We start from the raw sequence: 26312 nt of genomic DNA, 5'->3' as shown, positions 1-26312 counted from the left end.
CTTAGTCGAGTATGATCGTTTCGGACGACCGGTTTTCGCGGTCCCCGATCATGCTCCTGACTAATAGGCCTGCTTCGCGTCCGCCTCCTCGCTGGTCTGGATCAGATCGAGGCTCGCCTCGATCTTGCCGATGAGGCGGTCGAATGTCCTGCGCTCGTCCGCTGACAGGCACGCCATGATCTCGCGCTCACGCTGCTGCAGACGGGGGATCAGCTCCTCGTACAGCGTCTTGCCCTTGCGGGTGAGGCGCAGGCGGAATTCGCGCCGATCCTCGGCATTCTCGACGCGTTCGATCAGGCGCCGCTCCAACAGCGCGGTCACGGCGCGGCTGATCGTTGACTTATGCGTGCGCGTGCACTCTGCGACATATTGCGCGCTGCAGGCCTCGCGGCGAAAGCCGAGCGTCGCCAGCACGCGCCATTCGGGAATGTCGAGGCCGTAGCGCTCGCGATATTCGCTGGCGAGCGCGGCGCTGACCTCCGCCGCCAGGCGGTTCAGCCGAAACGGCGCGAACTTGAACAGATCGAGCCGGTCTTCCGCATGTGGCGCTGCGGCATTGCGGCCGGCGTCGACCGGCTTGGGCTGGCGCCTGGACGCCGTGTCGGCGGAATTTGCCACGCTCGCGCTCCGATTTTTGTGTTGACGCGGCCTAGGCCGTCGGCTTTAGAATAGTTGCAGGTGAGACTATCTGGCAAGACGCCAGTCGATCCCGCCCGAGGAAATGTCGGTCGCTTCGAAATTCGTCGCTTCGAAAGTCCAAGAAAACCACAAGGCGAGCAAGCCATGGTGCAGGCCAATCCAGGGAAGGGCGCCAGCCAGGCGAAGGTTCAGTTCGGCTATCATCGGCACGAAGACCAGGATCAGGCCGCGCCGGCCGCGCATCCGGTCGTCGTCGTGGGCGCGGGTCCTGTCGGGCTGTCGTTCGCGATCGATCTTGCGCAGCGCGGCCATGCCGTCGTGGTGCTCGATGATGCCGACCGGATCGGCGAGGGCTCGCGCGCGATCTGCTTCTCCAAGCGCTCGCTGGAATATTGGGATCGCCTCGGGGTCGGCGACCGGATGGTCGACAAGGGCGTGGTGTGGAACGTCGGCCGCATCTTCCACGGGCCGTCCGAGCTCTATCAGTTCAACCTGCTGCCGGAACCCGGCCACAAACGGCCGGCCTTCATCAACCTGCAGCAGTTCTATGCCGAGGCCTATCTCGTCGATCGCGTCAACGCGCTGCCTTCGATCTCGCTGCGCTGGCGCAACAAGGTCTCCGCGCTCGAACAACGCAACGATCACGTCGTGCTGACGATCGAGACGCCGGATGGAGCCTACCGGCTGTCGGCGCAATATGTGATCGCCTGTGATGGCGCACGCTCCTCGCTGCGCCAGATGGTCGGCGCGGGCTTCTCCGGCAAGGTGTTCGAGGATCAGTTCCTGATCGCCGATGTCAGGATGACGGCCGAATTCCCCACCGAGCGCTGGTTCTGGTTCGATCCGCCGTTCCACGCCGGGCGCTCCGCGCTGCTGCACCGGCAGCCGGACAATGTCTGGCGCATCGATCTGCAGCTCAGCCGCTATGCCGATCCCAATGTCGAGAAGCAACCGGAGAATGTGCGGCCACGGATCGCGCGCATGCTCGGCCATGATCAGTTCGAATTCGAATGGATCTCGCTCTACAAATTCCAGTGCCGGCGCATGGAGCGCTTCATTCATGGCCGCGTCGTCTTCGCCGGCGATTCCGCCCATCAGGTCTCGCCGTTCGGCGCCCGAGGCGCCAATTCGGGGCTGGAGGATGCCGAGAACCTCGCCTGGAAACTCGATCGCGTGCTGCGCGGAGCCTCGCCAGCGGCGCTGCTTGAAACCTATCATCTGGAGCGAAGCGCCGCGGCCGACGAAAACATTCGCGAGTCCACGCGGGCGACGGATTTCATGGCGCCGAATTCGCACCAGGAGGCGCGGCTGCGCAAGGTCGTGCTCGCGCTTGCCAGGGACACCGAATTCGGCAAGCGCATGGTCAATGGCGGCCGTCTGTCGGTTCCCTCGGTCTACCAGACGCGGCTGTCGACTGAAGACGCCGAGGCCTGGCACAGTGGGCCTTGTCCGGGGACGTCGATGCCGGATGCGCCGCTCCAGACGGCCGATGGACGGCATCTTCACCTCACCGACGCATTCAATGCTCAGGGCCGGCGTTTCACGCTGCTGTCCTTTGCCAATGGCGAGGCGATCGATGTGCCCGACGATGTCGGCCTCATCCGCATTGGCGATTCGGATGGCCTCGCCGACGGCGAGGGGTTCGCTGGCCGGCGTTACGGCGCCGCACCCGGTACATCCTATCTGCTGCGCCCGGACGGCTATGTGGCGGCACGCTTCCGGCACCCGAGCCGCGCCGCGATCGCGGCGGCGGTCGCCCGCGCCTCCGGCCTGAGCTGAGGGAGCCGCAACGATGACGCTCTCGACCGCTTCCAATTTCCCCAAGCCCGACGATGCCTTTCGCGCCATTGTCGAAGCCCATCGGGGCCTCTCGGACCTCGAAAGCGCCGACCTCGATGCGGCATTGGTCCTGATCCTTGCCAATCATATCGGTGACATCGGTGTGCTGCGCGAGGCGATCACGTTGGCGAAACGCAGCATGGCTGATGCCGGTCAACAGCAACAACAGCAGCAGCAGCAATAGTCTGCTGCGCAGACAGGGAATGAACTGATGGCGAAGGGTTTCGCATCCACCACGGATCTCGCGGAGAAGAAGGTCACCTTCTCCGAGATCGGCCCGGATCTCTATGCCTTCACGGCCGAGGGCGATCCGAACTCGGCCGTGATCGTCGGCGACGATGGCTGCATCGTGTTCGACGCGCAGGCAACGCCTGCGATGGCCAACAAGGTCATCGAGCGCGTCAAGACGGTCACGGACAAGCCGATCAAATATGTCGTGCTGTCGCATTACCACGCGGTGCGTGTGCTCGGCGCCTCGGCCTATCACGCGCAAGGCATCGTCGCCTCACAGGAGACGCACCGGCTGATCGTCGAGCGCGGACAGCAGGACTGGGATTCGGAGTATGGCCGCTTCCCGCGGCTGTTCCAGGATGCGCAGAGCATTCCCGGCCTGACCTGGCCGACACTGACCTTCGAAGGCGAGATGACGATCCATCTCGGCAAGCGCGAGGTGCAACTGATTCAGCTGGGCGCGGGCCATACGTCGGGCGACATCGTCGCCTGGGTGCCGGACGCCGAGGTCATGTTCTCCGGCGATCTCATCGAATATCACTCGGCCTGCTATTGCGGCGACGCCTATTTGCGCGAATGGCCGTCGACGCTGAACGAGATCCGCGACTTCAATCCCAAGGCGATCGCGCCCGGGCGCGGCGACGCGCTGAAGGGCGAGGCCACCGTGCGCGAGGCGATCGCGATGACGCGTGACTTCGTCACCTCGCTCTATGGCGCCGCCGAGATGTCGGTCGCCAAAGGGCGCAGCCTGAAGGAATCGATGGCGGCGACGCGCGAGGTCATGGATCCGAAATTCTCGAGCTTCGCCATCTATGAGCACTGTCTGCCGTTCAATGTGTCGCGCGCCTATGACGAGGCCAGCGGCATCGACGATCCCGTGATCTGGACCGCCGAGCGTGACCGCGAGATGTGGGCCCGCCTGCAAGGAGAAGGATGATGAACATCAATACATCGCCTGACCAGCTCAGCCGCGCCTCGGCGCAGGTCACGCCGGGCTACATGTCCGGCTTCGGCAATTCGTTCGAGACCGAGGCGCTGCCCGGCGCGCTGCCGATCGGCCGTAACTCGCCGCAGCGCTGCGCCTATGGCCTCTATGCCGAGCAGCTCTCCGGCTCGCCCTTCACCGCGCCGCGCGGCTCCAACGAGCGCTCCTGGCTGTACCGCATCCGGCCGTCGGTGAAGCATTCCGGCCGCTTCGCGAAGGTCGATGCCGGGCTGTGGCGCACGGCGCCCTGCCACGAGCAGGAGATCACGGTGCAGCAGCAGCGCTGGGATCCGACGCCGGTGCCCGCCGGAGAGGTCACGTTCCTGCAGGGCGTGCAGACCATGACGACGGCGGGCGACGCCGCCACGCAGGCCGGCATGGCGGCGCATGTCTATGTCATCACCAAGTCGATGGTCGATCAGAATTTCTACAATGCTGACGGCGAGCTGATGTTCGTGCTGCAGCAGGGACGTCTGCTGTTCGTCACCGAGTTCGGGCGCATCGATGCCGCGCCCGGCGAGATCGTCGTGATCCCGCGTGGCGTCAAGTTCCGGGTCGAGATTCCGGCAGGGCCGGCGCGGGGCTATCTGTGCGAGAATTATGGCGGCGCCTTCACCCTGCCGGAGCGCGGCCCGATCGGCGCCAACTGCCTCGCCAACGCCCGCGACTTCTTGACCCCGGTGGCGTCCTATGAGGACAAGGATACGCCGACCGAGCTTTACGTGAAGTGGGGCGGTGCGCTGTTCAAGACCGAGCTGAAGCACTCGCCGATCGACGTCGTTGCCTGGCACGGCAACTACGCACCCTACAAATATGATCTGCGGACCTTCTCGCCGGTCGGCGCCATCGGCTTCGATCATCCCGATCCATCGATCTTCACGGTGCTGACGTCGCCGTCGGAAACCGCCGGCACGGCCAATATCGACTTCGTGATCTTCCCCGAGCGCTGGATGGTGGCCGACAACACCTTCCGTCCGCCGTGGTATCACATGAACATCATGTCCGAGTTCATGGGGCTGATCTACGGCGTCTACGACGCCAAGCCGCAGGGCTTCGTTCCCGGCGGCATGTCGCTGCACAATTGCATGTTGCCGCACGGACCGGATCGCGAGGCGTTCGATCACGCCAGCAATGGCGAGTTGAAGCCGGTGAAGCTCACGAGCACCATGGCCTTCATGTTCGAGACCCGTTTCCCGCAGCGGATCACCAGGCACGCGGCGGAGTCCAGCACCCTGCAGCCGGATTACGCGGACTGCTGGAACGGACTGGAAAAGCGGTTCGATCCGACCAGGCCGTAGATCCCGCAATTTCAGCACCGTCATGGCCGGGCTTGATCCGGCCATCCACGCCTTCCTTTCCCCACATGGATGGCCGGGCCGCGCCCGGGCATGACGACGTGGTTTGGAGAAGCACCGTGACTCACCCCAACGACCCCACCCTCCGCTCCTTCATTCCGGTCGATCCGGCCTCGGACTTCCCGATTCAGAACCTTCCCTATGGCGTGTTCTCCGCCGCCGACTCGCCCAAGCCCCGCGTCGGCGTGGCCATCGGCGATGTCGTGCTCGATCTTGCCGTGCTCGAGGACGAAGGTCTGCTCGATCTTTCGCCGGCCTATGAGGTGTTCGCGCAGCCCTCGCTCAACGCCTTCATGGCGCTCGGCCCTGCGGTGTGGACGAAGACCCGCGCCGCGATCAGTGCTCTCTTGCGCGATGACAATCCGCGACTGCGCGACGACAAGCCGCTGCGCAGCCGGGCACTGCTGCTGCAGAAGGATGTCACGCTGCATCTGCCGTTTCATGTCGCCGGCTACACCGATTTCTACTCCTCGAAGGAGCACGCCACCAATGTCGGCGTGATGTTCCGCGGCAAGGACAATGCGCTGCAGCCGAACTGGCTGCATATGCCAATCGGCTATAACGGCCGCGCCTCGACCGTGGTCGTGTCGGGCACTCCTGTGCGCCGGCCGCGCGGGCAGCTGAAACCGCCGAGCGCGGAGCTGCCGAGTTTCGGCCCATGCAAGCGGCTCGATTTCGAGCTGGAAATGGGCGTCGTCATCGGCCAATCATCTGCGCTCGGCGAGATGCTGACCGAGGCACAGGCGGAGGCGATGATCTTCGGCTTCGTGCTGCTCAATGACTGGAGCGCGCGCGACATCCAGCAATGGGAATATGTGCCGCTCGGCCCGTTCCAGGCCAAGGTGTTTGCGACCTCGATCAGCCCTTGGGTTGTCACCCGCGAGGCGCTGGAGCCGTTCCGCGTGCCGGGGCCTGCGCAAGACCCGACGCCGCTGCCTTATTTGCAGCAGGCGCATGCGCAGAACTATGATCTCGCGCTCGAGGTCGCCCTGCGCGCCTCCGGCAGCAATGCGCCACAGCGCATCTCGCAGACCAATTTCAAATACATGTACTGGTCGAGCGTGCAGCAGCTGATGCATCATGCGTCGTCCGGCTGCGCCATGAGCGTTGGTGATCTCCTGGGATCGGGCACCATCTCTGGTCCCGAGAAGCACCAGCGCGGCAGCCTGCTCGAGATCAGCTGGAACGGCAGCGAGCCGATCGAACTCCCGGGCGGTGTGACACGCACGTTCCTCGATGACGGCGATTCGCTCGTGATGCGCGGCTGGTGCCAGGGGCAGGGCTATCGCGTCGGCTTCGGTGAGGTCGAAGGCACGATCGTTCCAGCGAGGTAGGCGTCATTGCGAGCGGAGGAAGCAATCCAGAGTCGCGGGCGGGACTCTGGATTGCTTCGCTTATGCTCGCAATGACAGCACTTTAGCGGTTATCTGGGGCAACGTCCTTCACGCACGCTACGAAAGCTGAAACGTCCTCGGCCGCATATTTCAGATGCACGCGCTTGTCCGACGGCAGCTGCTTCGTCACGCAGGCGCCCGGCCGCCATTCGCGTGCTGGACGGATCGGCCGCGGCGCAAAGCCGCCGCCGCAGTTCGGGCAGACGTTGAACAGCTTGGTCTCCACGCAATCGGCGCAGAAGGTACACTCGTAGGAGCAGATGCACGCGTCCGTCGCGGCGGGCGGCAGGTCCTTGTCGCAATATTCGCAATTGGGGCGAAGCTGCAGCGCCATGGTCGTCTCGCTGATGGTCTGGCCTGTGCAGTGTCGCAAAGCCGCGCCGTGATGTGGAGGCCGCAATTCCCTCGATTCGCGCCACGCGCTCAGCTGCGCGGCAGTGCGGCCAGCGGCAGCTTCGCGCTCTCCTTGAGGCGGTCGAGCACGATCGAGGAGCGCACATGGGCCACGCTCTGATGCGGCATCAGCACGTTGTTAACGATGTCGGACAGGCCCTTGAGGTCGCGCAGCACCACTTTGAGCAGATAGTCGGAATCCCCGGTCAGCGCATAGGCCTCCTGGATCTCGTCGACGCGGTTCACCAGCGCGCGAAACTTCTGCGCGTTGTCGGGCGAATGCGTCGCCAAGGTGATCTGGATGAAGGCGATGAGCTCGAAGCCGAGCGCCTGGCTGGCGAGCTGCGCGCGATAGCCCGCGATGACGCCGTCCTCCTCCAGCCGCATCCGGCGTCGCGAGCATTGCGAGGCGGAGAGGCCGGCGATCTCGGCCAGCTCCTGGTTGGTCAGCCGGCCGTCATCCTGCAGCGCGGCGAGGAGGCGGAGATCGAAGCTGTCGACGGATATCATGCGTCGTTTCCTCTAATGAGGCACGGATCGTGCATATTTTGGCGAAAATGACAATGGTTTGCATGCTTCATGCGCCAAATCCGAGGGATCATGCAGCAAGTCAGCCAAGGAGCTCCGCCGATGGGACCGTTTCCGCACGATGCGCCGCCTGCCATCATCTCTGCCGACAATCCGATGGGCACCGACGGCTTCGAGTTCGTCGAATATGCCCATACCGATGCGGGTCAGCTGCACGCGCTGTTCAAGCTGATGGGCTTCGCTGCTGTCGCGCGCCATAGGACCAAGGCGATCACGCTCTACCGCCAGGGTGACATCAACTATCTCGTCAACGAGGAGCCCGGCAGCCACGGCCACGACTTCGTCGCCGCGCACGGTCCCTGCGCACCGTCGATGGCATTCCGCGTGGTCGATGCGAAGAAAGCCTATGCGCGGGCGGTCGCGCTCGGTGCCGAGCCGGCTGATCTGCTGCCTTCGCAGAAGGCGCTCGACGTTCCCGCGATCAAGGGGATCGGCGGCAGCGTGCTGTATCTTGTCGACCGCTACGGCGCCAAGGGCTCGGCCTATGATCTCGAATTCGACTGGCTCGGTGCCCGCGATCCGCGGCCGGCGGGCTCCGGCCTCTATTATATCGATCACCTGACTCACAACGTCCATCGCGGCCGCATGAATGTGTGGACCGGCTTCTATGAGAGACTGTTCAACTTCCGCCAGATCCGCTTCTTCGACATCGAGGGCCGCGCCTCCGGCCTGTTCTCGCGTGCGCTGACCAGCCCTGACGGCAAGATCCGCATCCCGATCAACGAGGACGCCGGCGACTCCGGCCAGATCGAGGAATATCTGAAGGTCTATCGCGGCGAGGGCATCCAGCACATCGCCTGCGGCGCCCGCGACATCTACGCCACCGTCGAGGGCCTGCGCGCGGCCGGCCTGCCGTTCATGCCGTCCCCGCCCGACACCTATTTCGAGCGCGTCGATGCCCGGCTGCCCGGCCATGGCGAGGATATCGCGCGGCTGAAGACGAACGGCATCCTGATCGACGGCGAAGGTGTCGTCGATGGCGGCCACACCAAGGTGCTCTTGCAGATCTTCTCGGCCAATGCGATCGGCCCGATCTTCTTCGAGTTCATCCAGCGCAAGGGCGATGACGGCTTCGGCGAAGGCAACTTCAAGGCGCTGTTCGAGTCGATCGAGGAGGATCAGATTCGTCGCGGTGTGCTGAGGGTCGAGGCGGCGGAGTAGGTCTATCCGTCATAGCGAGGAGCGCAGCGACGAAACAATCCAGATTCCCGTCGCGGCCCCGGCGGATTGCGTCGCTTCGCTCGCAATGACGGTGTGCGTGGGAGGCAGGCTGTCACCAAACAAATAGTGTGTTCCCGGGCAAGCCCGATGACGCGACGCGTCAGCGGGCGCCGACTCGGGACCCATACCGCGTGATCTCTCGGTCGAGCATGGTGGCGGACGATCTTAGCCACACGACGGCGGCCGGTGGTTATGGGTCGCCGCGTTCGCGGGGACGACACAGAGGTGGAGGTGCGGGCGTCGTCAACTCATAAGCTTGCCACAGCAGCGCAGCGCTTGCTCAGAGCTGCCGCACCTCTATCGTCTATCGCCCCGCCCTCCACGCATTCACCACGGCGCCGATCTCCGTCACCTCCGGCTCGCGGATCGTCGACGGCGTGCGCGAGAAGCGCGGTGCGGGCGCCGGCTGCGTGATGCCATGGCGCTCGACGAACACGCCGCGCGCGGCCATGTGGACATGCTTGGGCGCCTCCGACATCGTCAGCACCGGCGCGAAGCAGATGTCGGTGCCTTCCATGATCGCGCACCACTCCTCGCGCGTCTTGCTCTTGAACACCGCGACCAGCTTCTCCTTCAGCGCCGGCCAGGCGCGCGGATCCATCTGCGCCTCGAAGGCGGGATCGGAGAGGCCGGCATGCTGGCGCAGCAGCGCGTAGAACTGCGGCTCGATCGAGCCGATCGAGACGAAGTTGCCGCAGGCGCATTCGTAGACGCCGTAGAAATGCGCGCCACCGTCGAGGAAGTTGCGCTCGCGTCCCTCGGTCCAGCGGCCCATCGCGGTGAGGTCGAAGAACATCGCAAGCAGCGACGCAGCCCCGTCGCACATCGCGGTGTCCACCACCTGGCCCTTGCCGGACTTCGAGGCCTCCAGCAGTGCCGCGAGCACGCCGACCACGAGATAGAGCGCGCCGCCGCCGAAATCGCCGACCAGGTTGAGCGGCGGCACCGGCCGCTCCTTCGGGCCGATCGCCGCCAGCGCGCCGGTGATCGAGATGTAGTTGATGTCGTGCCCCGCCGCCTGCGCCAGCGGTCCCTCCTGGCCCCAGCCGGTCATGCGGCCATAGACCAGTTTCGGATTGCGCGCGAGCACGACGTCGGGGCCCGAGGCCGAGCCGCTCCATCACGCCGGGACGAAAGCCCTCGATCAGCGCATCGGCACCGGCGAGCAGGTCGAGCACATCAGCGATGACGGCCTTATCCTTGAGGTCGAGCTCGATCACCTTGCGGCCCCGGCCGGCGACCGACTTCATGGTCTTGCGCGCTCCGACGCGATCGAGCGTCACCACCTCCGCGCCCATGTCGGCCAGCAGCATGCAGGCGAACGGTCCCGGACCGATGCCGGCGAACTCGACGATGCGAAAACCTGCGAGCGGGCCTGTGGCGCGGGTCCCGGTGTGTGGTGTGGTCTTGTCGAGCACGTCCTTATGTCCTTGGCTTGTTGCACCGCGCTGTCACGACGAGACCGGCTCAATCTCCACGCGCTGCGACTGGCGTTTCCTGATCCTTTGATTGTCCCGCGTGTATCAGGCCAACGCAAGCGCGCCGTATGCCGCAAAGCAACACGGCGCGCATCGCTGCGCGCCGTGTGGAATTTGATCTGCCGCTTCGCGGAATGATCCGCGTCGCGCACTCAGCCGGCCGCTTGCACCGCGCGCTGCGCCATCACCTTCACCAGATTGGCGCGATAGTCGGACGAGCCATGGATGTCGCTGAGCAGGCCTGATGCCGACACGGTGACGCCGTCGATCGCCGATGCCGACCAGTTCGACTTCAGTGCCGCCTCGATCGCCGGCACCCGCATTACGCCGCTCTGCGACGCGCCGGTGGCCGCGACGCGGACATCGCCGCCCTTGGTCTTGGTGACGAACACGCCGGTCAGCGCGAAGCGCGACGCCGGGTGGCGCATCTTGGCGTAGCCGGCCTTCTCCGGGACCGGGAATGCCACCTCGATGATGATCTCGCCATCCTCGAGCGCCGTCGTGAACAGGCCCTTGAAGAAATCATCCGCCGTGATCGCGCGCTTGTTGGTCTTCACGGTTGCGCCGAGCGAGATCAGCGCCGCCGGGAAATCCGCCGCCGGGTCGTTGTTGGCAATCGAGCCGCCGATTGTGCCGCGGTGACGGACCGCGGGATCGCCGAGCACCGAGGTGAGATAGGAGATCGCGGGGATCGCCTTCTTCACGTCGGCATTCGTCATGATGTCGTAGTAGGTGGTCGCGGCCTTGATCACGAGCGTGTCGCCGGACAGCTGCACGCCGATCAGGTCCTTGATCTTGCCGATGTCGATGACGTCGGACGGCGAGGCGAGACGCTGCTTCATGACCGGAAGCAAGGTGTGGCCGCCGGCGAGGAACTTGGCTTCGCTGCCCTTGGTGAACAGCGCCGCCGCCTCGTCGACCGAGGAGGCACGATGATAAGTCGTCTGGTACATGGTTGCTCCTCCAATCGTCTCAAGCGTTGCCGTGGATCGCGTGCCAGACGCGGTCCGGCGTCGCCGGCATTTCCAGCTTGTTGTTGCCGATCGCATCCGTGATCGCGTTGATCACGGCCGCCGAGGCACCGATCGCGCCAGCCTCGCCGCAGCCCTTCACGCCGAGCGGATTGCCCGGGCAGAGGGTCGTGGTGTGGCTGAGCTTGAATGACGGCACGTCGTCGGCGCGCGGCATCGCATAGTCCATGAACGACGCGGTGACCGGCTGGCCGTTGCTGTCATAGACAGCGTGCTCCAGCAGCGCCTGGCCGATGCCCTGGACGAGACCGCCATGGACCTGGCCTTCGACGATCATCGGGTTGATCAGCCGGCCGAAATCATCAGCCGCGACGAAGTTGACGAACGACGTCTTGCCGGTGGCCTGGTCGACCTCGAGCTCGCAGATATAGGTGCCGGCCGGGAAGGTGAAGTTGGTCGGATCGTAGAAGGCGCTCTCCTTCAACCCGGGTTCCATCCCGTCGGGCAGATTATGCGCGGTGTAGGCGGCGAGTGCGACCATCGGCAGTGCGATCGACTTGTCGGTGCCGGTCACCTTGAACTCGCCGTTCTCGATGACGATGTCGCCTTCAGATGCCTCCAGCGCATGAGCGGCGATCTTCTTGGCCTTGGCCTCGACCTTCTCCATCGCCTTCAGGATCGCGGTGAGACCGACGGCGGCCGAACGCGAGCCATAGGTGCCCATGCCGAACTGCACCTTGTCGGTGTCGCCATGGACGATCGAGACCTGGCTGATCGGCACGCCCAGGCGTTCCGCGATCAGCTGGCAGAAGGTGGTCTCGTGGCCCTGGCCGTGGCTGTGCGATCCCGTGAGCACCTCGATGGTGCCGACCGGATTGACGCGGATCTCCGCCGATTCCCACAGGCCGACGCCGGCGCCCAGGCTGCCCACCGCCTTCGACGGCGCGATGCCGCAGGCCTCGATGTAGCAGGACAGGCCGATGCCGCGCAGCTTGCCCTGCGCCTTGGCGGCGGCCTTGCGCGCCGGGAAGCCGGCATAGTCGATGGCCTTCATCGCCGCGTCGAGCGAGGCGTTGAAGTCACCGGTGTCGTAGGCCATGATCACCGGGGTCTGGTGCGGGAACTGGGTGATGAAGTTCTTGCGCCGCAGCTCGGCCGCATCGACCTTGAGCTGACGCGCCGCGGTCTCGACCAGCCGCTCCAGCAGATAGCTGGCCTCCGGACGGCCGGCGCCACGATACGCGTCCACCGGTGTCGTGTTGGTGTAGACTCCCAACACCTCGGCATAGATCGCGGGGATGTTGTACTGGCCCGACAGCAGGGTCGCGTAGAGATAGGTCGGGACCGACGACGAGAACAGCGACATATAGGCGCCGAAATTGGCGTGGGTCTTGACCCGCAGGCCCAGCATCTTGTTGTCGGCATCGAACGCCATCTCCGCCTTGGAGATGTGGTCGCGGCCATGCGCGTCGGTCAGGAACGCCTCGGTGCGGTCGCCGGTCCACTTCACCGGACGGCCGACCTTCTTGGACGCCCACAGCGCCACCATCTCCTCCGGATAGATGAAGATCTTGGAGCCGAAGCCGCCGCCGACATCCGGCGCGATCACCCGCAGCTTGTGCTCGGGGGCAATGTTGTAGAACGCCGACAGACACGAGGCGGGCGACGTGCGGATTCTGCGACGTCGTATAGAGCGTGAAGTGCTCCTCGGCGGCGTCGTAGTCGGCGATCGCCGCGCGCGGCTCCATCGCATTCGGCGCCAGCCGGTTGTTGGTGAGCTCGAGGCTGACCACGTTGGCGGCTTTGGCGAAGGCGGCGTTGACCGCGGCCTCGTCACCGATATGCCAGTCATAGACGACGTTGCCGGGCGCTTCCGGGTGCAATTGCGGCGCGCCGGGCTTCAGCGCGGAGGGCATGTCGGCAACAGCCGGCAGCTCCTCGTATTCCACCACGACCGCCTCGGCGGCGTCACGCGCGAGGTTCTTGCTGTCGGCGATCACGACGGCGACGGCCTGGCCCACGAACCGCACGGTCTCCGGCGCCATCGCCGGCCATGCGCCCATCCTCATCGGCGAGCCGTCCTTGGAGGTGATGGCCCAGCCGCAGATCAGGTTGCCGACCTTGTCGTCGACGATCTGCCTGCCGGTCAGCACCGCGACCACGCCCGGCATCGCCTCGGCAGCGGAGGAGTCGATGCTCTTGACCTTGGCGTGAGCGTGCGGGCTGCGGATGAAATGGGCATAGGTCATGCCCAGAAGCTTGATGTCGTCGACATACCGGCCCTTGCCGGTGATGAAACGCTTGTCCTCCTTGCGGACGACGCTCGCGCCAATGCCTTCCATACCCATGCAAATCTCTCCCCTACCGGAGTTTGTTGTCCCGCCGCGGCCATCGCGCGCAGCGGTCGTGGTCTCGGTATTGATTGAAAGACGTCGAAGCCGACGGGCTGTCCCGCCGCCTTTATTCGGCAGCCTGGGCGACCTTCATCCGCCCCGCGGCGTCGAGCACGGCCTTGACGATGTTGTGATAGCCGGTGCAGCGGCAGATGTTGCCTTCCAGTTCCTCACGCACCGTGGCCTCGTCGAGCTCGCCTCCGTGGCGGTGCACAATATCGATGGCCGACATGATCATGCCGGGCGTGCAATAGCCGCATTGCAGGCCGTGATTGTCGCGGAAAGCGGCCTGCATCGGGTGCAGCTCGTCGCCTTTGGCGATGCCTTCGATGGTGGTGACATTGGCGCCGGCGGCCTGGGCTGCGAGCACGGTGCAGGACTTCACGGAGCGGCCGTCGATATGGACGACGCAGGCGCCGCATTGGCTGGTGTCACAGCCGACATGGGTACCGGTGAGATTCAGATGATCCCGCAACAGGTGCACGAGCAGGGTGCGATCCTCGACCTCGACCGAGACCGCCTTGCCGTTCACTGTCAATTTGACTGTCGACACGAGTAACCTCCCGATGAATTATTCTTATTCTGATTAGAAACAGCGCATTCAGGACTTTGCAACTCGAATTTTCGTCTGCGATGTCATTGCGACGTCTTGCGCGCGCCACCGGCGATTCGGTCGCATCTCCTGATGCAAGGACTGGCAGTTGCAGCGCTATTGGCCGGGCTATCTGCAGTCACTGCCCATTTACTCACCCTTAGCCATTGTGACGTAGTTTTGATCACAGTCCGGTGTATGCCCGCCGGGTGGAGGGGCGCCGGCCATAATAAAGGCTGGCCTATCGGGGGTGGGAATGTCTGCGCATCTGGCGCCGCAGTCGCTGCGTGGCAATTTTCTGACCCTGCGTTTCCGTGCCAAGATCTTTCTCGGCTTCGCGGTCGTGCTGGCGATCTCCGCGGCCAGCATCGGGTTCGCCTATCTTGGGTTCGAGAAGGTCGCGGCCGCCGTGGCCTCCTATCGGGTCAGTGTCACCGAGGCCGATGCGGCCAGAACCATCGACCGGGAGCTCATCTCCTACCAGGCGCTCGCGCGCTATTTTGCTCTGACCGGCAAGCCGGAGGACGAGGCCGCCGCGACGGCAGCGCAGCAGTCGCTGCTGGCGGCGATCGACAAGTCGCTGGCGGCCGCCAGCGCCGCGGAGCGGCGGGCGCAGCTCGGCAAGCTGCAGGCGCAGTTTCAGACCTTCGCCAAGATCTTCTCCGAGATCGTCAACTTGACCCGCGACAATGCCAAGCTGGCCACCGACCAGATCGGCATCGTCGGCAACAAGATCCGCTATAAGTTCGACGATCTGGCCGATACGGCCGCGCTCGCCGGGCTGCCGACGGTGCAGACCACGGCCAAGGACCTGACCGGTCAGTATCTGACCGCCGCCGCGCTGGTCGGCACCTTCATCGCGAAACCCGATCCGAAGACGGCCGATGGCGCCATCGCCCGGACGCGTTTCCTGGAGACGTCGCTGGTCACGATCTACGCCAATGACGAGAAGGTGACGCAGCGTGTCACCGAACTCGGTGACCTCATCAAGCAGTACCGCGCCGCCTTCGTCAAATTCGCGGACAATTCCAAGGCGCTGGCGAAGCTGGTCCAGGACATGGGCATCGCGGCCACCGAGATCCTCGCCCTGTCCAACGGGCTGCGATCGGACCTTGCCGCCGACCAGCAGCGCATCGAGGCCGCCACCAATGCGACCATCGCCGAGATCGAGCGGCTGATCGCGATTCTGGCCGTCGGCGGCCTTGCCCTCGGCGCCGCGCTGGCGTTGATGCTCGGCAACGGCATCTCCAAGCCGATGATCACGATGTGCAAGGCGATGCGCGAGCTCGCCTCCGGAAATTTCGATGTGCGCCTGCCGGGGCTCGGCCGCGCTGACGAGATTGGCGAGATGGCCGCCGCCGTCGAGGAGTTCAAGGTCCAGGCCGTGGCGAAGGCCGAGCGTGACGCTGCGACCCAGGATGCCCAGAACAAGGCCGCCGGCGCGGCGCGCCGGGCGGAGCTGATCCGTTTTGCCGACGAATTCGAGGCGGCGGTCGGCTCCATCGTGTCCAACGTGTCGAGCTCCGCGGAGCAGCTCGAACATGCCGCCTCCACCCTGACCAGGACCGCGGAGACCACCCAGTCGCTGGCCAGCCGGGTCAGCGGCACCTCGGACCAGGCCGCAGGCCGGATCCACTCGGTCGCCAGTGCGACCGACGAGCTGTCGGCTTCGGTCAGCGAGATCGGGCGCCAGGTTCGCGAGTCCAACCGCATCGCCGAATCCGCGGTGACTCAGGCCGAGGAGACCGACGGCCGCATCGGCAAGCTGTCGCGGGCGGCGCAGGAGATCGGGGACGTCGTCAAGCTGATCACCGCGATCGCCGAGCAGACCAACCTTCTGGCGCTGAATGCCACCATCGAGGCGGCGCGGGCCGGGGATGCCGGTCGCGGCTTCGCGGTCGTCGCCTCCGAGGTCAAGTCGCTGGCCGAGCAGACCGCCAAGGCGACCGATGACATCTCCAACCACATCTCCGGCATGCAGGCTGCGACCCAGGAGTCGGTGACCGCGATCAAGCAGATTGGCGGAACGATTCGCCAGATCTCCACGATCGCCTCGTCGATTGCGACCGCCGTCGAGCAGCAGGGGGGCGCGACCCAGGAGATCGCGAGGAACGTGCAGAGCGTCGCGGCCGGCACGCAAGCCGCGGCTTCCGATATTACCGAGGTCAATCGCGGCGCGACGCAAACGGGCGAGGCTTCGGAAGAGGTGCTGCGCTCGGCCAAGTCGCTGTCGTCGCAGAGCGCAAGGCTGCGCGAGGAGCTCAACCGCTTCATGGCGAATATTCGCGCGGCATAGGGCGCGCCGGAACGGAGTTAGGCTGGTCGGCCCAAAACTGCCCGCGAGGTGGCTTCAGTCCGTCCAGCATTCTACTGTCGTCCCCGCGAAAGCGGGGACCCATACGCCGCCGCAACGGTTTGGCGGGTGGTATCAGTTGCGCGGCTCAATCAGGTATCGCGCGGTATGGATCCCGGGTCGCGCTCTTGCCCGGGACGACACTTTGATTGAGGCCCATCGGGAGGCTTCACCAACGAGACCCTTAACTGGGGGCTAGTAGGGTTCCCGTCCCGTTCCGGGAACCCCGTGCCAAACGAGACGTTGGGTCGCAGCGGCAGCGGCTCGCTGCCGCATTTGCTTCATCCTCTCCGGTCTAGCATGCGGTGCGACCTGCGCCGTTGCATTGGGATTCCATGGCACCTCGACAGGCACCCGTACCCGATCTCCGCATCGTCGCGCCGGCGCCGCAATCGGCCGGTGTCGCGCGCGAGCTGCCCGAGCACGCCCGCATCATCGAGACCAACATCCCCGCGCGGCTCGACGATCTCCGCTGGAGCGGATTTCATACCCGCGTGGTGCTGGCGCTCGGCATCACCTGGGTGCTCGACGGACTGGAGGTGACGCTCGCGGGCGCGCTGTCCGGCGCGCTGAAGCAGAGTCCGGTGCTGCACTTCTCCAATCTCGATATTGGTCTGGCGAACAGCGCCTATCTTGCCGGTGCTGTTCTGGGCGCGCTCGGCTTTGGCTGGCTCACCGACCGCATCGGCCGCAGGAAACTGTTCTTCATCACGCTGGCGCTCTACCTGTCTGCGACCGCGGCGACGGCCCTGTCCTGGAATGTCGCGGTCTATGCGCTGTTTCGCTTCCTCACCGGCGCGGGCATCGGCGGCGAGTATACGGCGATCAACTCGACCATCCAGGAGCTCGTCCCGGCGCGCTACCGCGGCTGGACGGATCTGATGATCAATGGCAGCTTCTGGCTGGGTGCCGCGTTGGGTGCCGTCGGTGCCATCGTTCTGCTCGATCCCGAGGTGGCGAGCCCTGACATGGGCTGGCGTCTGGCCTATGGCATCGGCGCTGGTCTCGGCCTCGTGGTGCTGATCATGCGGATGTGGATTCCGGAAAGCCCGCGCTGGCTGATGATCCACGGCCATCCCGAGCAGGCACACGACATCGTTGCTGCAATCGAGCGCGACGTGACCGGCCATGATCGCGAGGAGCGGGCAAAATCTTTGCCGAACATCCGTTTGCGCATGCGTGACCACACGCCGCTCCTCGAGGTCGCGCGCACGCTGTTCTCGGTCTATCGCCAGCGCTCGCTGGTCGGACTCACCTTGATGATTGCGCAAGCCTTCTTCTACAACGCCATCTTCTTCACCTTCGCCTTGGTGCTCACCGACTTCTACGGCATTCAGGCGGATCATGTCGGCTGGTACATCCTGCCCTTCGCGGCCGGCAATGTGCTTGGGCCGCTGCTGCTCGGCCGCCTGTTCGATACACTTGGTCGTCGCGCCATGATCACCTTCACCTATGGTGTTTCGGGGGTGTTGCTCGCGCTGACCGGCTATCTGTTTTCCCTCGGGGTCTTGAGCGCGCAGACGCAGACGGCCGCCTGGATGGTAATCTTCTTCTTCGCCTCGCCGGCGGCGAGTGCGGCCTATCTCACTGTGTCGGAGAATTTTCCGCTCGAAGTGCGGGCGTTTGCGATCGCTTTGTTCTACGCGATCGGGACCGGCCTCGGCGGCGTCGCCGGGCCGGCGTTGTTCGGCGCGCTGCTCGACAGCGGCGCGCGCGGCGCCGTGTTCGCCGGCTATTTGTTCGGCGCGGCGCTGATGGTGGTGGCGGCGCTCGTCGCCTCGCGCTATGCGGTCGCGGCCGAGCGGAAATCGCTCGAAGACGTGGCGCGCCCGCTCGCGGTGATGGAGTAGATTGGCATGTCCGACGTTTCGAAGCTGATTGCAACACAACCGTCCGCGGCCGCCAGCGCGCCCCCCGAGATCGTGCCCGCGCCCGCCAGCCTGGTGCCGCATCTCGGTGAGGTCGCGATCCTTCTCGATATCGACGGCACGCTGCTCGATCTCGCGCCGACGCCACGCGAGGTGTGGGTGCCGCCGGGGCTCGCCGAGACGCTGAATAGCTTGCTGCAACGAACCGCCGGGGCGCTGGCGCTGGTCAGCGGCCGCTCGCTCAACGACATCGACCTGATCTTCGCGCCGGAGATCTATCCCGCCGTCGGTGGCCACGGCGCGGAGATGCGGCTCGGCAGCGGCAACGAGGCCGACGCCGTTCAGGCGCCGCCGATGGACAAGGAGCTCAAGCGCAGGCTGGCGGCGATTGCCAAGCTCAGTCCCGGCATCCTGCTCGAGGACAAGGGCTACTCGCTGGCCCTGCATTATCGTCTCGCGCCGCAGGCCGAGGCGGCAATCTACGAGGAGGTGTCGCGCATTCGCGCGGAGCTGCCGGGCGCACCGATCGAGGTATTACCGGGCAAATGCGTGTGCGAGATCAAGCACGCCGGCTTCACCAAGGCGACCGGTGTGCGCGAGCTGATGCGCCGTGCGCCGTTCGAGGGGCGCAAGCCGTTCTTCATCGGCGACGACGTGACCGACGAATCGGTCTTCGCAATCATGCCTGATTTCGCGGGCCTGTCGTTCTCGGTCGGTCGGCGTGCCCTGGGTGTCGATGGACATTTCGATTCGCCGGACGATGTGCGCGCGTTTCTCGCACGACTCGCGCAACGCGAAGGTCAGTCCGCGGCATCGCGCTGAACTCGTCGTCATCTGCTCGGTTCCAGCTGCCTCGCGTTCGCATATCGCACCTTTGCTTGCGATTAGAAATACTCTGACTTGATCGGCGCTCCGATTCTACCGCGCCGCTGCCTGAATTTGGTTTCAATTGGTTGAAAGGGTGGCCCGGAACCATATTGATGAACAGCTGTTAACCGACACTGACCAACAGGAGGGGAGCTGTGAACCTCGTCGTGGTTTCGAATCGGGTGGCGCGTGGCAAAGCCAATGAGCCAATGACCGGCGGACTTGCGGCAGCTCTGCTGCCCGTGGTGGAAAATTCTGGGGCAGTTTGGGTAGGTTCCTCAGGTCGTGTGCGCGATGGCGCGCAGATGGAACCGATTGCGCAGATCGAGCAGCTCGGCCAGGGCGCGCTGGCCTTGTTGGATCTGCCGGCCGCGCATTATGCCGGCTACTACGAAGGCTTTGCTAATTCTGCGCTGTGGCCGGCGCTGCATTCACGCAGCGATCTGATTCGCGTCTCGCATGACGACTATCGCTCATATCGCGAGGTGAATGCGTTCGTCGCGCGTGCCTTGTTGCGGTTTCAGAAGCCTGAGACCCTGTTCTGGATTCAGGATTATCATTTTCTCTCGCTCGGCGCGGAACTGCGCACGCTGGGCGTGAAGAGCCCGATCGGCTTCTTCCTGCATACGCCGTGGCCCGCGCGCAGCGTCATCGACAGCGTACCGAATCACCGCGATCTCGTGACCGCGATGCTGGCCTATGATCTCATCGGTTTCCAGACCGAGGACGATCGGGACAATTTCTGCGCCTGCATTCGAGCTGACCTTGGCCTGCAGGTGCGGGATAGCGTCGTGAAGTCGCGCCATGGCCGCACGCGTCTGGCGGTGTTTCCGATCGGCATCGATGCCGACAAGTTCGCGGCATCCGCGGCCAAGGCGGCGTCGCATCCCGACGTGTCGCGGCTGCGCCGCAGCCTGCATGGCGAGAAGCTCGCCATCGGCGTCGACCGGCTCGATTATTCCAAGGGGCTGGTCAACCGCATCACCGCGTTCGACCGCATGTGGACGATGCATCCGACGCTGCTGCGCGCCGCGTCGCTATTGCAGATCGCGACGCCGTCACGCGAATCCATCGAGGCCTATGGCAATCTTCAGAGCGACGTCGCGCGCCTTGTCAGCGAGGTCAATGGCCGTCATGGCGAGGCCGACTGGACGCCGATCCGCTATCTCAACAAGGGCTATGGGCAGGGCGTGCTGTCCGGTCTCTATCGCAGCGCGCAGGTCGGCGTGGTGACGCCGCTGCATGACGGCATGAATCTCGTGGCCAAGGAGTATGTCGCCGCGCAGAGTCCGGTCGATCCCGGGGTGCTGGTGCTGTCGAAATTCGCCGGCGCCGCCAATGAGCTCGATGCCGCTCTGCTGGTCAATCCGCATGACATCGACGGCATGGCGCGCACCATCGCGATGGCGCTGTCGATGCCGCTCAATGAGCGCCGGATGCGCTATGAGATCATGATGACGAAGCTGCGCCGTCACTCCATCCAGCAATGGTTCACGGATTTCCTGGAGGCGCTGCAGGATAGCGACGTGCAGGAGACAGCCGAGATCGCGCCGCCTTTGGCGGCCTCGCCCGCCGGCCTCCTCAGCAGTCGCCTGGCGTCATCGAGCGTGCGTTATCACTGATCAGGAGAGGCCCGCTGCGACGGGTCTCGGCGGCGTCAATGGCAATAGGCCACGCCGTCCAGCACGGCGCAGCGCAGCTTGTTCGGCGAGCTCGGATTGTCCATCGGCACCATGCCCTTGCCCTGGCCGACGAAGACGCCCGGCCCGACCACCACGGAGGCCTTGTTGCCGACGATGACGGACGGGTGTGGCTTCAGGCTGGACTTGGTGCCGTCCGGCCACAGGATCGCGTCGCCCTGCCAGATCCCTTTGCGGCCGTCGTCGCAGGTGACGTCGACGCCCTGCCGGGTGCATTGATCGGCCCGCGCCGCGCCGAGCGGCGCAGCCACAGCCCCAAGCACCAGCGACAGCGCGACGAGCGAGCGAAAACGGGCGGTTGACGGCATAGCAGGTCCTCGGGGGGCTCCGACCGGTGGAGCCGCAAATCAGTGGTCGCGCTGCCGGGCCCGCGGGTTCATCACCGGCCGTCCGGACCCGAGACAGCCTTGATCCGGCCGGCAACGGCGGCCGATTGATGATTTTTATCAGTGATTTGCAGGAAATTTGGTCGGAAAGGCCGCGACCCCGCTTGCAAAACGCCGCCGACCCCGCCAAGAGAGGGCCACCGGAGAGATGGCCGAGTGGCTTAAGGCGCACGCTTGGAAAGCGTGTGTGCGGGAAACCGTACCGTGGGTTCGAATCCCACTCTCTCCGCCAGTGACCTTGCCCCCAAGTTTTATCCAGGTCTGAGTTCGTTCGGGCGGTTGGCGACCTACCTTGCGGACGAATCCTCGACGTGGCTCCTTAGCGAGTTCGCTTGTTGCTGCAGGGCATCAGCTGCAGCTGGGGCGGCCTCGGCGCCGGTGTCGGTTTCTCTTGCAGGCACCCTGACGCCGCCGATCTCATGCGTGCCCCCTCGCACAGGCCCCCCGACAAGAGGGGGCGACGGCGCCACCGGCGCGGCGCTAACCCTCCCGACAAATGACTTGAGCCGTCGGGGAGGAAACATGGGCGACATCTATGTCGCCGGGGTCGGCATGACCGTGTTCGGCCGAAATCCGGAAAAACAGGTTTGGGACTTCGCCAGGGAGGCGTTCGACCTCGCGCTCGCCGACGCCGGCGCGGCGCCGGCTGACATCGAGACCGCGTTCTATTCGGGGCAGACGCAGGGCGCGCTGCAGGGCCAGTTCGCCATTCCGGGGCAGGTCGTGTTCGCCCGGATCGGACTCTCGGGTCTGCCGGTCTACAATGTCGAGAACGCCTGCGCCTCCGGGACGAGCGCGTTCCAGCTCGCCGTGCAGGCGATCCGCGCCGGGCAATGCGACGTCGCGCTCGCGCTCGGCGCCGAGAAGATGAACATTGTCGACAAGCTGCGCGCGATCCAGCTGTTCGAAGGTGGCTGGGACGTCGCGCAGGCCGAGGAGAACGCCGCGCGGCTGCTCGCGCTCGGGACCGCGATCGCGCCGCCCGAGGGTAGCGAGTCGAGCCGCCCCTACAGCCGCTTCATGGCGATCTACGCCGCCATGTGCCGGTTCTGGATGAGCGAGTTCGGCACGACGCAGCGCCAGATCGCGGCGGTCTGCGCCAAGAACCACAACCATTCCGTCCACAATCCGCTTTCGCAATACCGTAAGCCCTTCACCGTCGAGCAGGTGCTGGCGGCCGATCCCATCACCTATCCGCTGACCATGCCGATGTGCTCGCCGATCTCCGATGGTGGCGCGGCGGTCGTGGTCTGCTCGGAGGCCGGCCTCAGGCGGCTTTCGGGGTCGGTCCGCCGGGCGATCAAGGTGGCGGGAACAGCGATCGCCACGGCCACGCCGCGCGAACCCACGGATTTCGCCAGCGCCGTGTGCCGGCGCGCCGCCGACAAGGCCTATGCGGCGGCGGGACTGGGCCCCGATGAGGTCTCGGTGGCGGAGGTCCATGACGCCACCGCCATGGGCGAGATCATGGCGGTCGAATATCTGCGGCTCGCCGAGATGGGCGCGGGTGGTGCGGCTGCCGAGCGCGGCGAATTCACCCTCGGTGGCCGCGTTCCGGTGAACCCTTCGGGCGGGCTCGAATCCAAGGGGCATCCAATCGGCGCCACCGGGCTGGGCCAGATCGCCGAACTCGTCACCCAACTGCGCGGTGAAGCCGGCGCGCGGCAGGTCGAGGGCGCGAAGGTCGCTCTGCAGGAAAACGGCGGCGGCCAGGTCGGCTACGAAGAGGCCGTCGTCACCGTCAATCTGTTCACGAGGTGACGCCATGACCACACACGCCATACCGTGGCCGCACATGGAGCTGTCCGGCTTCGACGCGAGCCTGTCGCCCGAGGAGCGCAGCGCGCAAGCGGGACTGCGCCGCTTCGCCGCCGAGGTCATGCGTCCGATCGGCCGCGCGCTCGACCGGATGGATCCGGACGCGGCCTATGCGCCGGGCTCGCCGTTCTGGGACTTCCACAAGGCCTTCGCCGGCCTCGGCGTCGGGCCGGAGGCGACGGCGAGCCTGGAGCCTGCGGCGGCGGCGCGGCTCGAAGGCGTCGTCATCGCCGAACTCGGCTGGGGCGATGTCGGCCTCGCGGTCTCGGCCGGCGCCGGCGAGATGCCTATGCGCGCCTCGCTCGCCAGCGGCAGAAGCGAGCTCGTCGAGATGTGCCAGGGCAGGCTCGGCTGCTGGATCGCGACGCAGCCCGACCGCGGCTCGGACGGGCTCACCCTCTATTCGCAGGAGCGGGCCGCCGGCGCCAAGGGCAATGTCGGCAATCTCACCGCGCGGTTCGTCGGCGACGAGATCGTGATCAACGGGCAGAGCTCGTCCTGGGTGTCGAACGGCTATGTCGCCGAGGTCGGGCTGCTCGACATCGTCGCCGATTACGGCGACGGCTACCACGCCGCGAACGGCGACACGTTCGGCTGCAACATCGTCTTGCCGCTCGACCTCAAGGGCATCACGCGCGGCAGGGCGCTGCGCAAGCTCGGCAAGCGGCCGCTGCCGCAGGGCGAGATCTTCTTCGACGACGTGCGCGTGCCGCGCCGCTTCGCGGTGGCCACGCGCGACGACTACGAGATCAAGCACGCGATGGCCTGGGCGCATGCGGGCACGGCGATGAGCCACGTTTCGACCGGCCTTGCGCGCGCCGCCTTCGAGATGGCGCTCAACTATGTCAACCAGCGCTGCCAGGGCGGCGCACTGCTCGCCGATCTCCAGCTCACGCAATACCGGCTCGGCGTCATGGGCGCCAAGGTCGAGGCGATCAAGGCGATGGCCCGCCATGTCGCCGAATACACGCGGCTGTCGCCCGCGTCGCATCCCTATTTCACCGCTGCCGGCAAGGCGTTCTGCAGCGCCGAGATGTTCGCCGTCTGCAACGAGGCGCTGCAATTGTTCGGCGGCGTCGGGCTGACGCAGGACTATCCGATCGAGAAGCTGCTGCGCGACGCGCGCGCCATGCAGATCGAGGACGGCGAGACCAGCCTGCTGTTCATGCACTTCGGCTTCCTGATGGCGCAGGTCAACCGCCACGCCGCCTGGGGCGCGGAAACAAAAAGCAGATCCTAACGGAGGACACCATGAGTTCCGACTATCCTGTCGTCGTCTATGGCGCGAGCGGCTACACCGCGCGTCTGGTGATGGAACATCTGCGCGAGCTCGGCGTGCCCTTCATCGCCGCCGGTCGCAGCCGCGCCAAGATCGAGGCCGCGCTCGCCATCGTGCCCGGCATCGAGGCGGCCAGATATCAGATCGCCGAAGTCGAGCACAGCGCGGAAGCGCTGACGGAACTGCTGACGGGCCGGCAGGTCGTCTGCAACACTGTCGGCCCGTTCAATCGCTTCGGCCGCGAGATTGTCGAGGCGGCTTATCGCGCCAAGGTCCATTATTTCGACACCACCGGCGAACAGCATTGGGTCGCCGAGCTCATGCGTGAGTGGGACGCCAAGTTCCGCCAGATCGAGCGCCTGATCGTGCCGTCGCTCGCCTACATGTACGGCGTCTCCGAGATCGGTGCGCGCTTCTGCCTCGACACGCCCGGCGTTGACTCGCTGGAGTTGACCGGCATTGCCGAGGCCGTGCCGACCGTCGCCTCGGCGCAGACCATTCTCGACGCCGTGCGCCAGCCCGCGGTCTATTTGAAGAACCGCGAACTCGTCAGATATCCTGGCATCGAAACCACCGACATCTCGGCGCCTTCAGGCCAGGTGCTGCGCGCCTCGAACTGGGGCGGGACCTCGCATCCGATCTGGTTCAGCCGCGACGGGCGGGTGCGCAATTGCAAGATGATGGTCGCGATGTGGAACCAGGAGCTCTACAAGAAGGAGCTGGAGCTGGAGCGCGCCAACAAGGTGTCGCTGCAATGGATCCCGGATGAGGTGCTCTATCCCATGCTGGACGCAATGGCGATCGCCATCACGCCGGCGACGCCGCCGCGCGAATCCCGCTTCGTCCATCGTGCCGTCGACGTCTGCGTCGGAAGCGGCAACGTCGTGATGGTCAAGTCCACCCTGATCGCCACCGGCGGCTATTACACGACGGGCCTGATGCAGGCCTATGGCGCCATGCGCGCAACGCGCGAGCCGCCGCGCCGGGTGGGCTTCGCCAGCCCCAGCGAGGCCTTCGGCCACAAGGAGCTCCTGGGCGCGCTCGAGAGCTACGGCTATGCGGGCCTCAAGGTCGAGCGCCTCGTCTGATCATTCGCCGGCATTTGAGGAGCCTACCTATGAACTTCGAAACCCTGACCCTGCGCGAGGACAACGGCGCGCTCCATGTCACGCTGCGCAATCCGCCGATCAACCTGATGAACAGCCAGATGGTGCGCGAGCTGTTCCAGGTCAGCGGCCTGCTGATGCAGAACCGCGGCCTCAAGGTGGTCGTCGTCGACAGCGCCGATCCGGATTTCTGGATCGCGCATTTCGACATGACGGAGCTCGAGGCGTCGCTGAAGAACCCGGCGACGCAGAGCAAATTCCCCGACATCAACGTCGTGCAGGCGCTGGGCCTGAGCTGGCAGAACGTGCCGCAGGTGACGATCGGCAAGGTCGCCGGTCGCGCGCGCGGCGGCGGACTGGAGTTTCTGCTCGCGCTCGACATGCGCTTCGCCTCGCAGGATTCGCTGTTCGCGAGTCCGGAAGCGAGCGCCGGGTTCCTGGCGACCGGTGGCGGCGCGACGCGCATGCTGCTCGGCGCCGGCCCGGCGCGCGGCCTGGAGATCCTGCTGTCCACCCGCGATTTCTCGGCGGCGGAATTCGAGCGCTACAACCTCATCAACCGTGCGCTGCCGAAGGCCGAGCTCGACGCCTATGTCGCAGATCTCGTCGCCCGCATCGTCTCGCTGACGCCCGAAACCATCGCCATGCATCGCGCCGTGCTCGACAAGGTCGCGCAGCCCTTCGTCGAGCCGCTGTTTGCGGCGATGGCGGCGGAGAATGTCGGCTTTCGCGCCGGCATCGCGAGCGGGACGATCGCAGCCGCGGCGCAGGCGATGGCGGCGGTCGGGCAGACGCGCGAGTTCGAGCTCGATCTGCCGGCCAATCTCGCCAGGCTCGCCGCTGGCGGCTGAGGGGC

General features: G+C 65.6%; 20 protein-coding genes, 1 tRNA gene and 2 pseudogenes. 15 read left to right on the top strand and 8 right to left on the bottom strand.

Annotated elements, in window-relative coordinates; all coding sequences use genetic code 11:
- Positions 1–60: 60 nt before the first annotated feature.
- Positions 61–618, bottom strand: a complete 558-nt coding sequence (locus ACVIJ6_RS09005) for a MarR family winged helix-turn-helix transcriptional regulator (RefSeq protein ID WP_456772425.1) — start codon at positions 616–618, stop codon at positions 61–63.
- A 165-nt stretch (positions 619–783) separates the two neighbouring features.
- Here ACVIJ6_RS09005 and ACVIJ6_RS09000 point away from each other — a divergent pair, with 165 nt between their 5' ends.
- The 5 genes from ACVIJ6_RS09000 to fahA all read left to right on the top strand — a co-directional run bounded on the left by ACVIJ6_RS09000 (position 784) and on the right by fahA (position 6383).
- Positions 784–2418 (top strand): FAD-dependent oxidoreductase, encoded by a 1635-nt coding sequence (locus tag ACVIJ6_RS09000; protein WP_456772424.1) that lies wholly within the window; start codon positions 784–786, stop codon positions 2416–2418.
- 13 nt (positions 2419–2431) lie between these two features.
- Entirely contained in the window at positions 2432–2662 is a 231-nt protein-coding gene (locus ACVIJ6_RS08995; protein WP_456772423.1) for a DUF2783 domain-containing protein, read from the top strand.
- Positions 2663–2689: 27 nt separating this feature from the next.
- The gene (locus tag ACVIJ6_RS08990) at positions 2690–3646 is read left to right on the top strand and encodes an MBL fold metallo-hydrolase (RefSeq protein ID WP_456772422.1); all 957 of its coding nucleotides are present in this window, start codon (positions 2690–2692) and stop codon (positions 3644–3646) included.
- Entirely contained in the window at positions 3646–4992 is a 1347-nt protein-coding gene (hmgA, locus tag ACVIJ6_RS08985) for a homogentisate 1,2-dioxygenase (protein ID WP_456772421.1), read from the top strand. The genes ACVIJ6_RS08990 and hmgA overlap by 1 nt, the downstream gene beginning before the upstream one ends.
- Positions 4993–5108: 116 nt before the next feature.
- Complete coding sequence (gene fahA / locus ACVIJ6_RS08980; protein WP_456772420.1) at positions 5109–6383, top strand: fumarylacetoacetase; 1275 nt, start codon at positions 5109–5111, stop codon at positions 6381–6383.
- An 82-nt stretch (positions 6384–6465) separates the two neighbouring features.
- On the opposite strand, the gene ACVIJ6_RS08975 is transcribed toward fahA, so the two are convergent.
- Together ACVIJ6_RS08975 and ACVIJ6_RS08970 are read right to left on the bottom strand one after the other, a co-directional pair.
- Positions 6466–6777, bottom strand: a complete 312-nt coding sequence (locus ACVIJ6_RS08975) for a DUF1272 domain-containing protein (protein ID WP_456772419.1) — start codon at positions 6775–6777, stop codon at positions 6466–6468.
- A gap of 89 nt (positions 6778–6866) precedes the next feature.
- Entirely contained in the window at positions 6867–7346 is a 480-nt protein-coding gene (locus tag ACVIJ6_RS08970; protein ID WP_456772418.1) for an Lrp/AsnC family transcriptional regulator, read from the bottom strand.
- Positions 7347–7466: 120 nt separating this feature from the next.
- Between ACVIJ6_RS08970 and hppD the strand changes: the two genes are divergently transcribed.
- Complete coding sequence (hppD, locus tag ACVIJ6_RS08965) at positions 7467–8585, top strand: 4-hydroxyphenylpyruvate dioxygenase (RefSeq protein WP_456772417.1); 1119 nt, start codon at positions 7467–7469, stop codon at positions 8583–8585.
- 364 nt (positions 8586–8949) lie between these two features.
- On the opposite strand, the pseudogene ACVIJ6_RS08960 reads toward hppD, so the two are convergent.
- The 4 genes and pseudogenes from ACVIJ6_RS08960 to ACVIJ6_RS08945 form a co-directional block, all read right to left on the bottom strand.
- Positions 8950–10063: pseudogene (locus ACVIJ6_RS08960) on the bottom strand (CaiB/BaiF CoA transferase family protein).
- A 212-nt stretch (positions 10064–10275) separates the two neighbouring features.
- Positions 10276–11076 carry an FAD binding domain-containing protein gene (locus ACVIJ6_RS08955; protein WP_456772416.1) on the bottom strand — a complete coding sequence of 267 codons (801 nt, stop codon included), beginning with the start codon at positions 11074–11076 and terminating at the stop codon, positions 10276–10278.
- Positions 11077–11095: 19 nt separating this feature from the next.
- Positions 11096–13442, bottom strand: a pseudogene (locus ACVIJ6_RS08950) (xanthine dehydrogenase family protein molybdopterin-binding subunit).
- A gap of 112 nt (positions 13443–13554) precedes the next feature.
- Positions 13555–14040, bottom strand: coding sequence for a (2Fe-2S)-binding protein (locus ACVIJ6_RS08945; protein WP_012040904.1), 486 nt, complete (start codon positions 14038–14040; stop codon positions 13555–13557).
- A 295-nt stretch (positions 14041–14335) separates the two neighbouring features.
- On the opposite strand from ACVIJ6_RS08945, the gene ACVIJ6_RS08940 reads away from it, so the two are divergent.
- The 4 genes from ACVIJ6_RS08940 (at position 14336) to ACVIJ6_RS08925 (ending at position 20789) form a co-directional block, all read left to right on the top strand.
- A complete protein-coding gene (locus ACVIJ6_RS08940; protein WP_456772415.1) occupies positions 14336–16375 on the top strand; it encodes a methyl-accepting chemotaxis protein in 2040 nt (679 codons plus the stop codon).
- A gap of 392 nt (positions 16376–16767) precedes the next feature.
- Positions 16768–18282, top strand: coding sequence for an MFS transporter (locus ACVIJ6_RS08935; protein ID WP_456772414.1), 1515 nt, complete (start codon positions 16768–16770; stop codon positions 18280–18282).
- Between the two features lie 6 nt (positions 18283–18288).
- Complete coding sequence (gene otsB / locus ACVIJ6_RS08930; protein ID WP_456772413.1) at positions 18289–19122, top strand: trehalose-phosphatase; 834 nt, start codon at positions 18289–18291, stop codon at positions 19120–19122.
- Positions 19123–19322: 200 nt separating this feature from the next.
- Complete coding sequence (locus ACVIJ6_RS08925; protein WP_456772412.1) at positions 19323–20789, top strand: trehalose-6-phosphate synthase; 1467 nt, start codon at positions 19323–19325, stop codon at positions 20787–20789.
- Between the two features lie 35 nt (positions 20790–20824).
- Here the strand turns inward: ACVIJ6_RS08925 and ACVIJ6_RS08920 are convergent, their stop codons facing one another.
- Positions 20825–21175: a hypothetical protein gene (locus ACVIJ6_RS08920; protein WP_456772411.1), complete on the bottom strand. Its 351-nt coding sequence runs from the start codon at positions 21173–21175 to the stop codon at positions 20825–20827.
- Between the two features lie 220 nt (positions 21176–21395).
- Between ACVIJ6_RS08920 and ACVIJ6_RS08915 the strand changes: the two genes are divergently transcribed.
- The 5 genes from ACVIJ6_RS08915 to ACVIJ6_RS08895 all read left to right on the top strand — a co-directional run bounded on the left by ACVIJ6_RS08915 (position 21396) and on the right by ACVIJ6_RS08895 (position 26307).
- Positions 21396–21485 (top strand) — tRNA-Ser (locus ACVIJ6_RS08915).
- Positions 21486–21775: 290 nt separating this feature from the next.
- Positions 21776–23014: a thiolase family protein gene (locus tag ACVIJ6_RS08910; RefSeq protein ID WP_456772410.1), complete on the top strand. Its 1239-nt coding sequence runs from the start codon at positions 21776–21778 to the stop codon at positions 23012–23014.
- A gap of 4 nt (positions 23015–23018) precedes the next feature.
- Positions 23019–24311: an acyl-CoA dehydrogenase family protein gene (locus ACVIJ6_RS08905; protein ID WP_456772409.1), complete on the top strand. Its 1293-nt coding sequence runs from the start codon at positions 23019–23021 to the stop codon at positions 24309–24311.
- Positions 24312–24322: 11 nt separating this feature from the next.
- Positions 24323–25438: a saccharopine dehydrogenase family protein gene (locus ACVIJ6_RS08900; protein WP_456772408.1), complete on the top strand. Its 1116-nt coding sequence runs from the start codon at positions 24323–24325 to the stop codon at positions 25436–25438.
- A 29-nt stretch (positions 25439–25467) separates the two neighbouring features.
- Entirely contained in the window at positions 25468–26307 is an 840-nt protein-coding gene (locus ACVIJ6_RS08895; RefSeq protein ID WP_456772407.1) for an enoyl-CoA hydratase/isomerase family protein, read from the top strand.
- Positions 26308–26312 lie beyond the last annotated feature (5 nt).

It is taken from the genome of Bradyrhizobium sp. USDA 4369 (assembly GCF_054056435.1).
The sequence above is the reverse complement of the archived record's forward strand: the minus strand, read 5'-3'. Positions and strand labels throughout refer to the sequence as shown.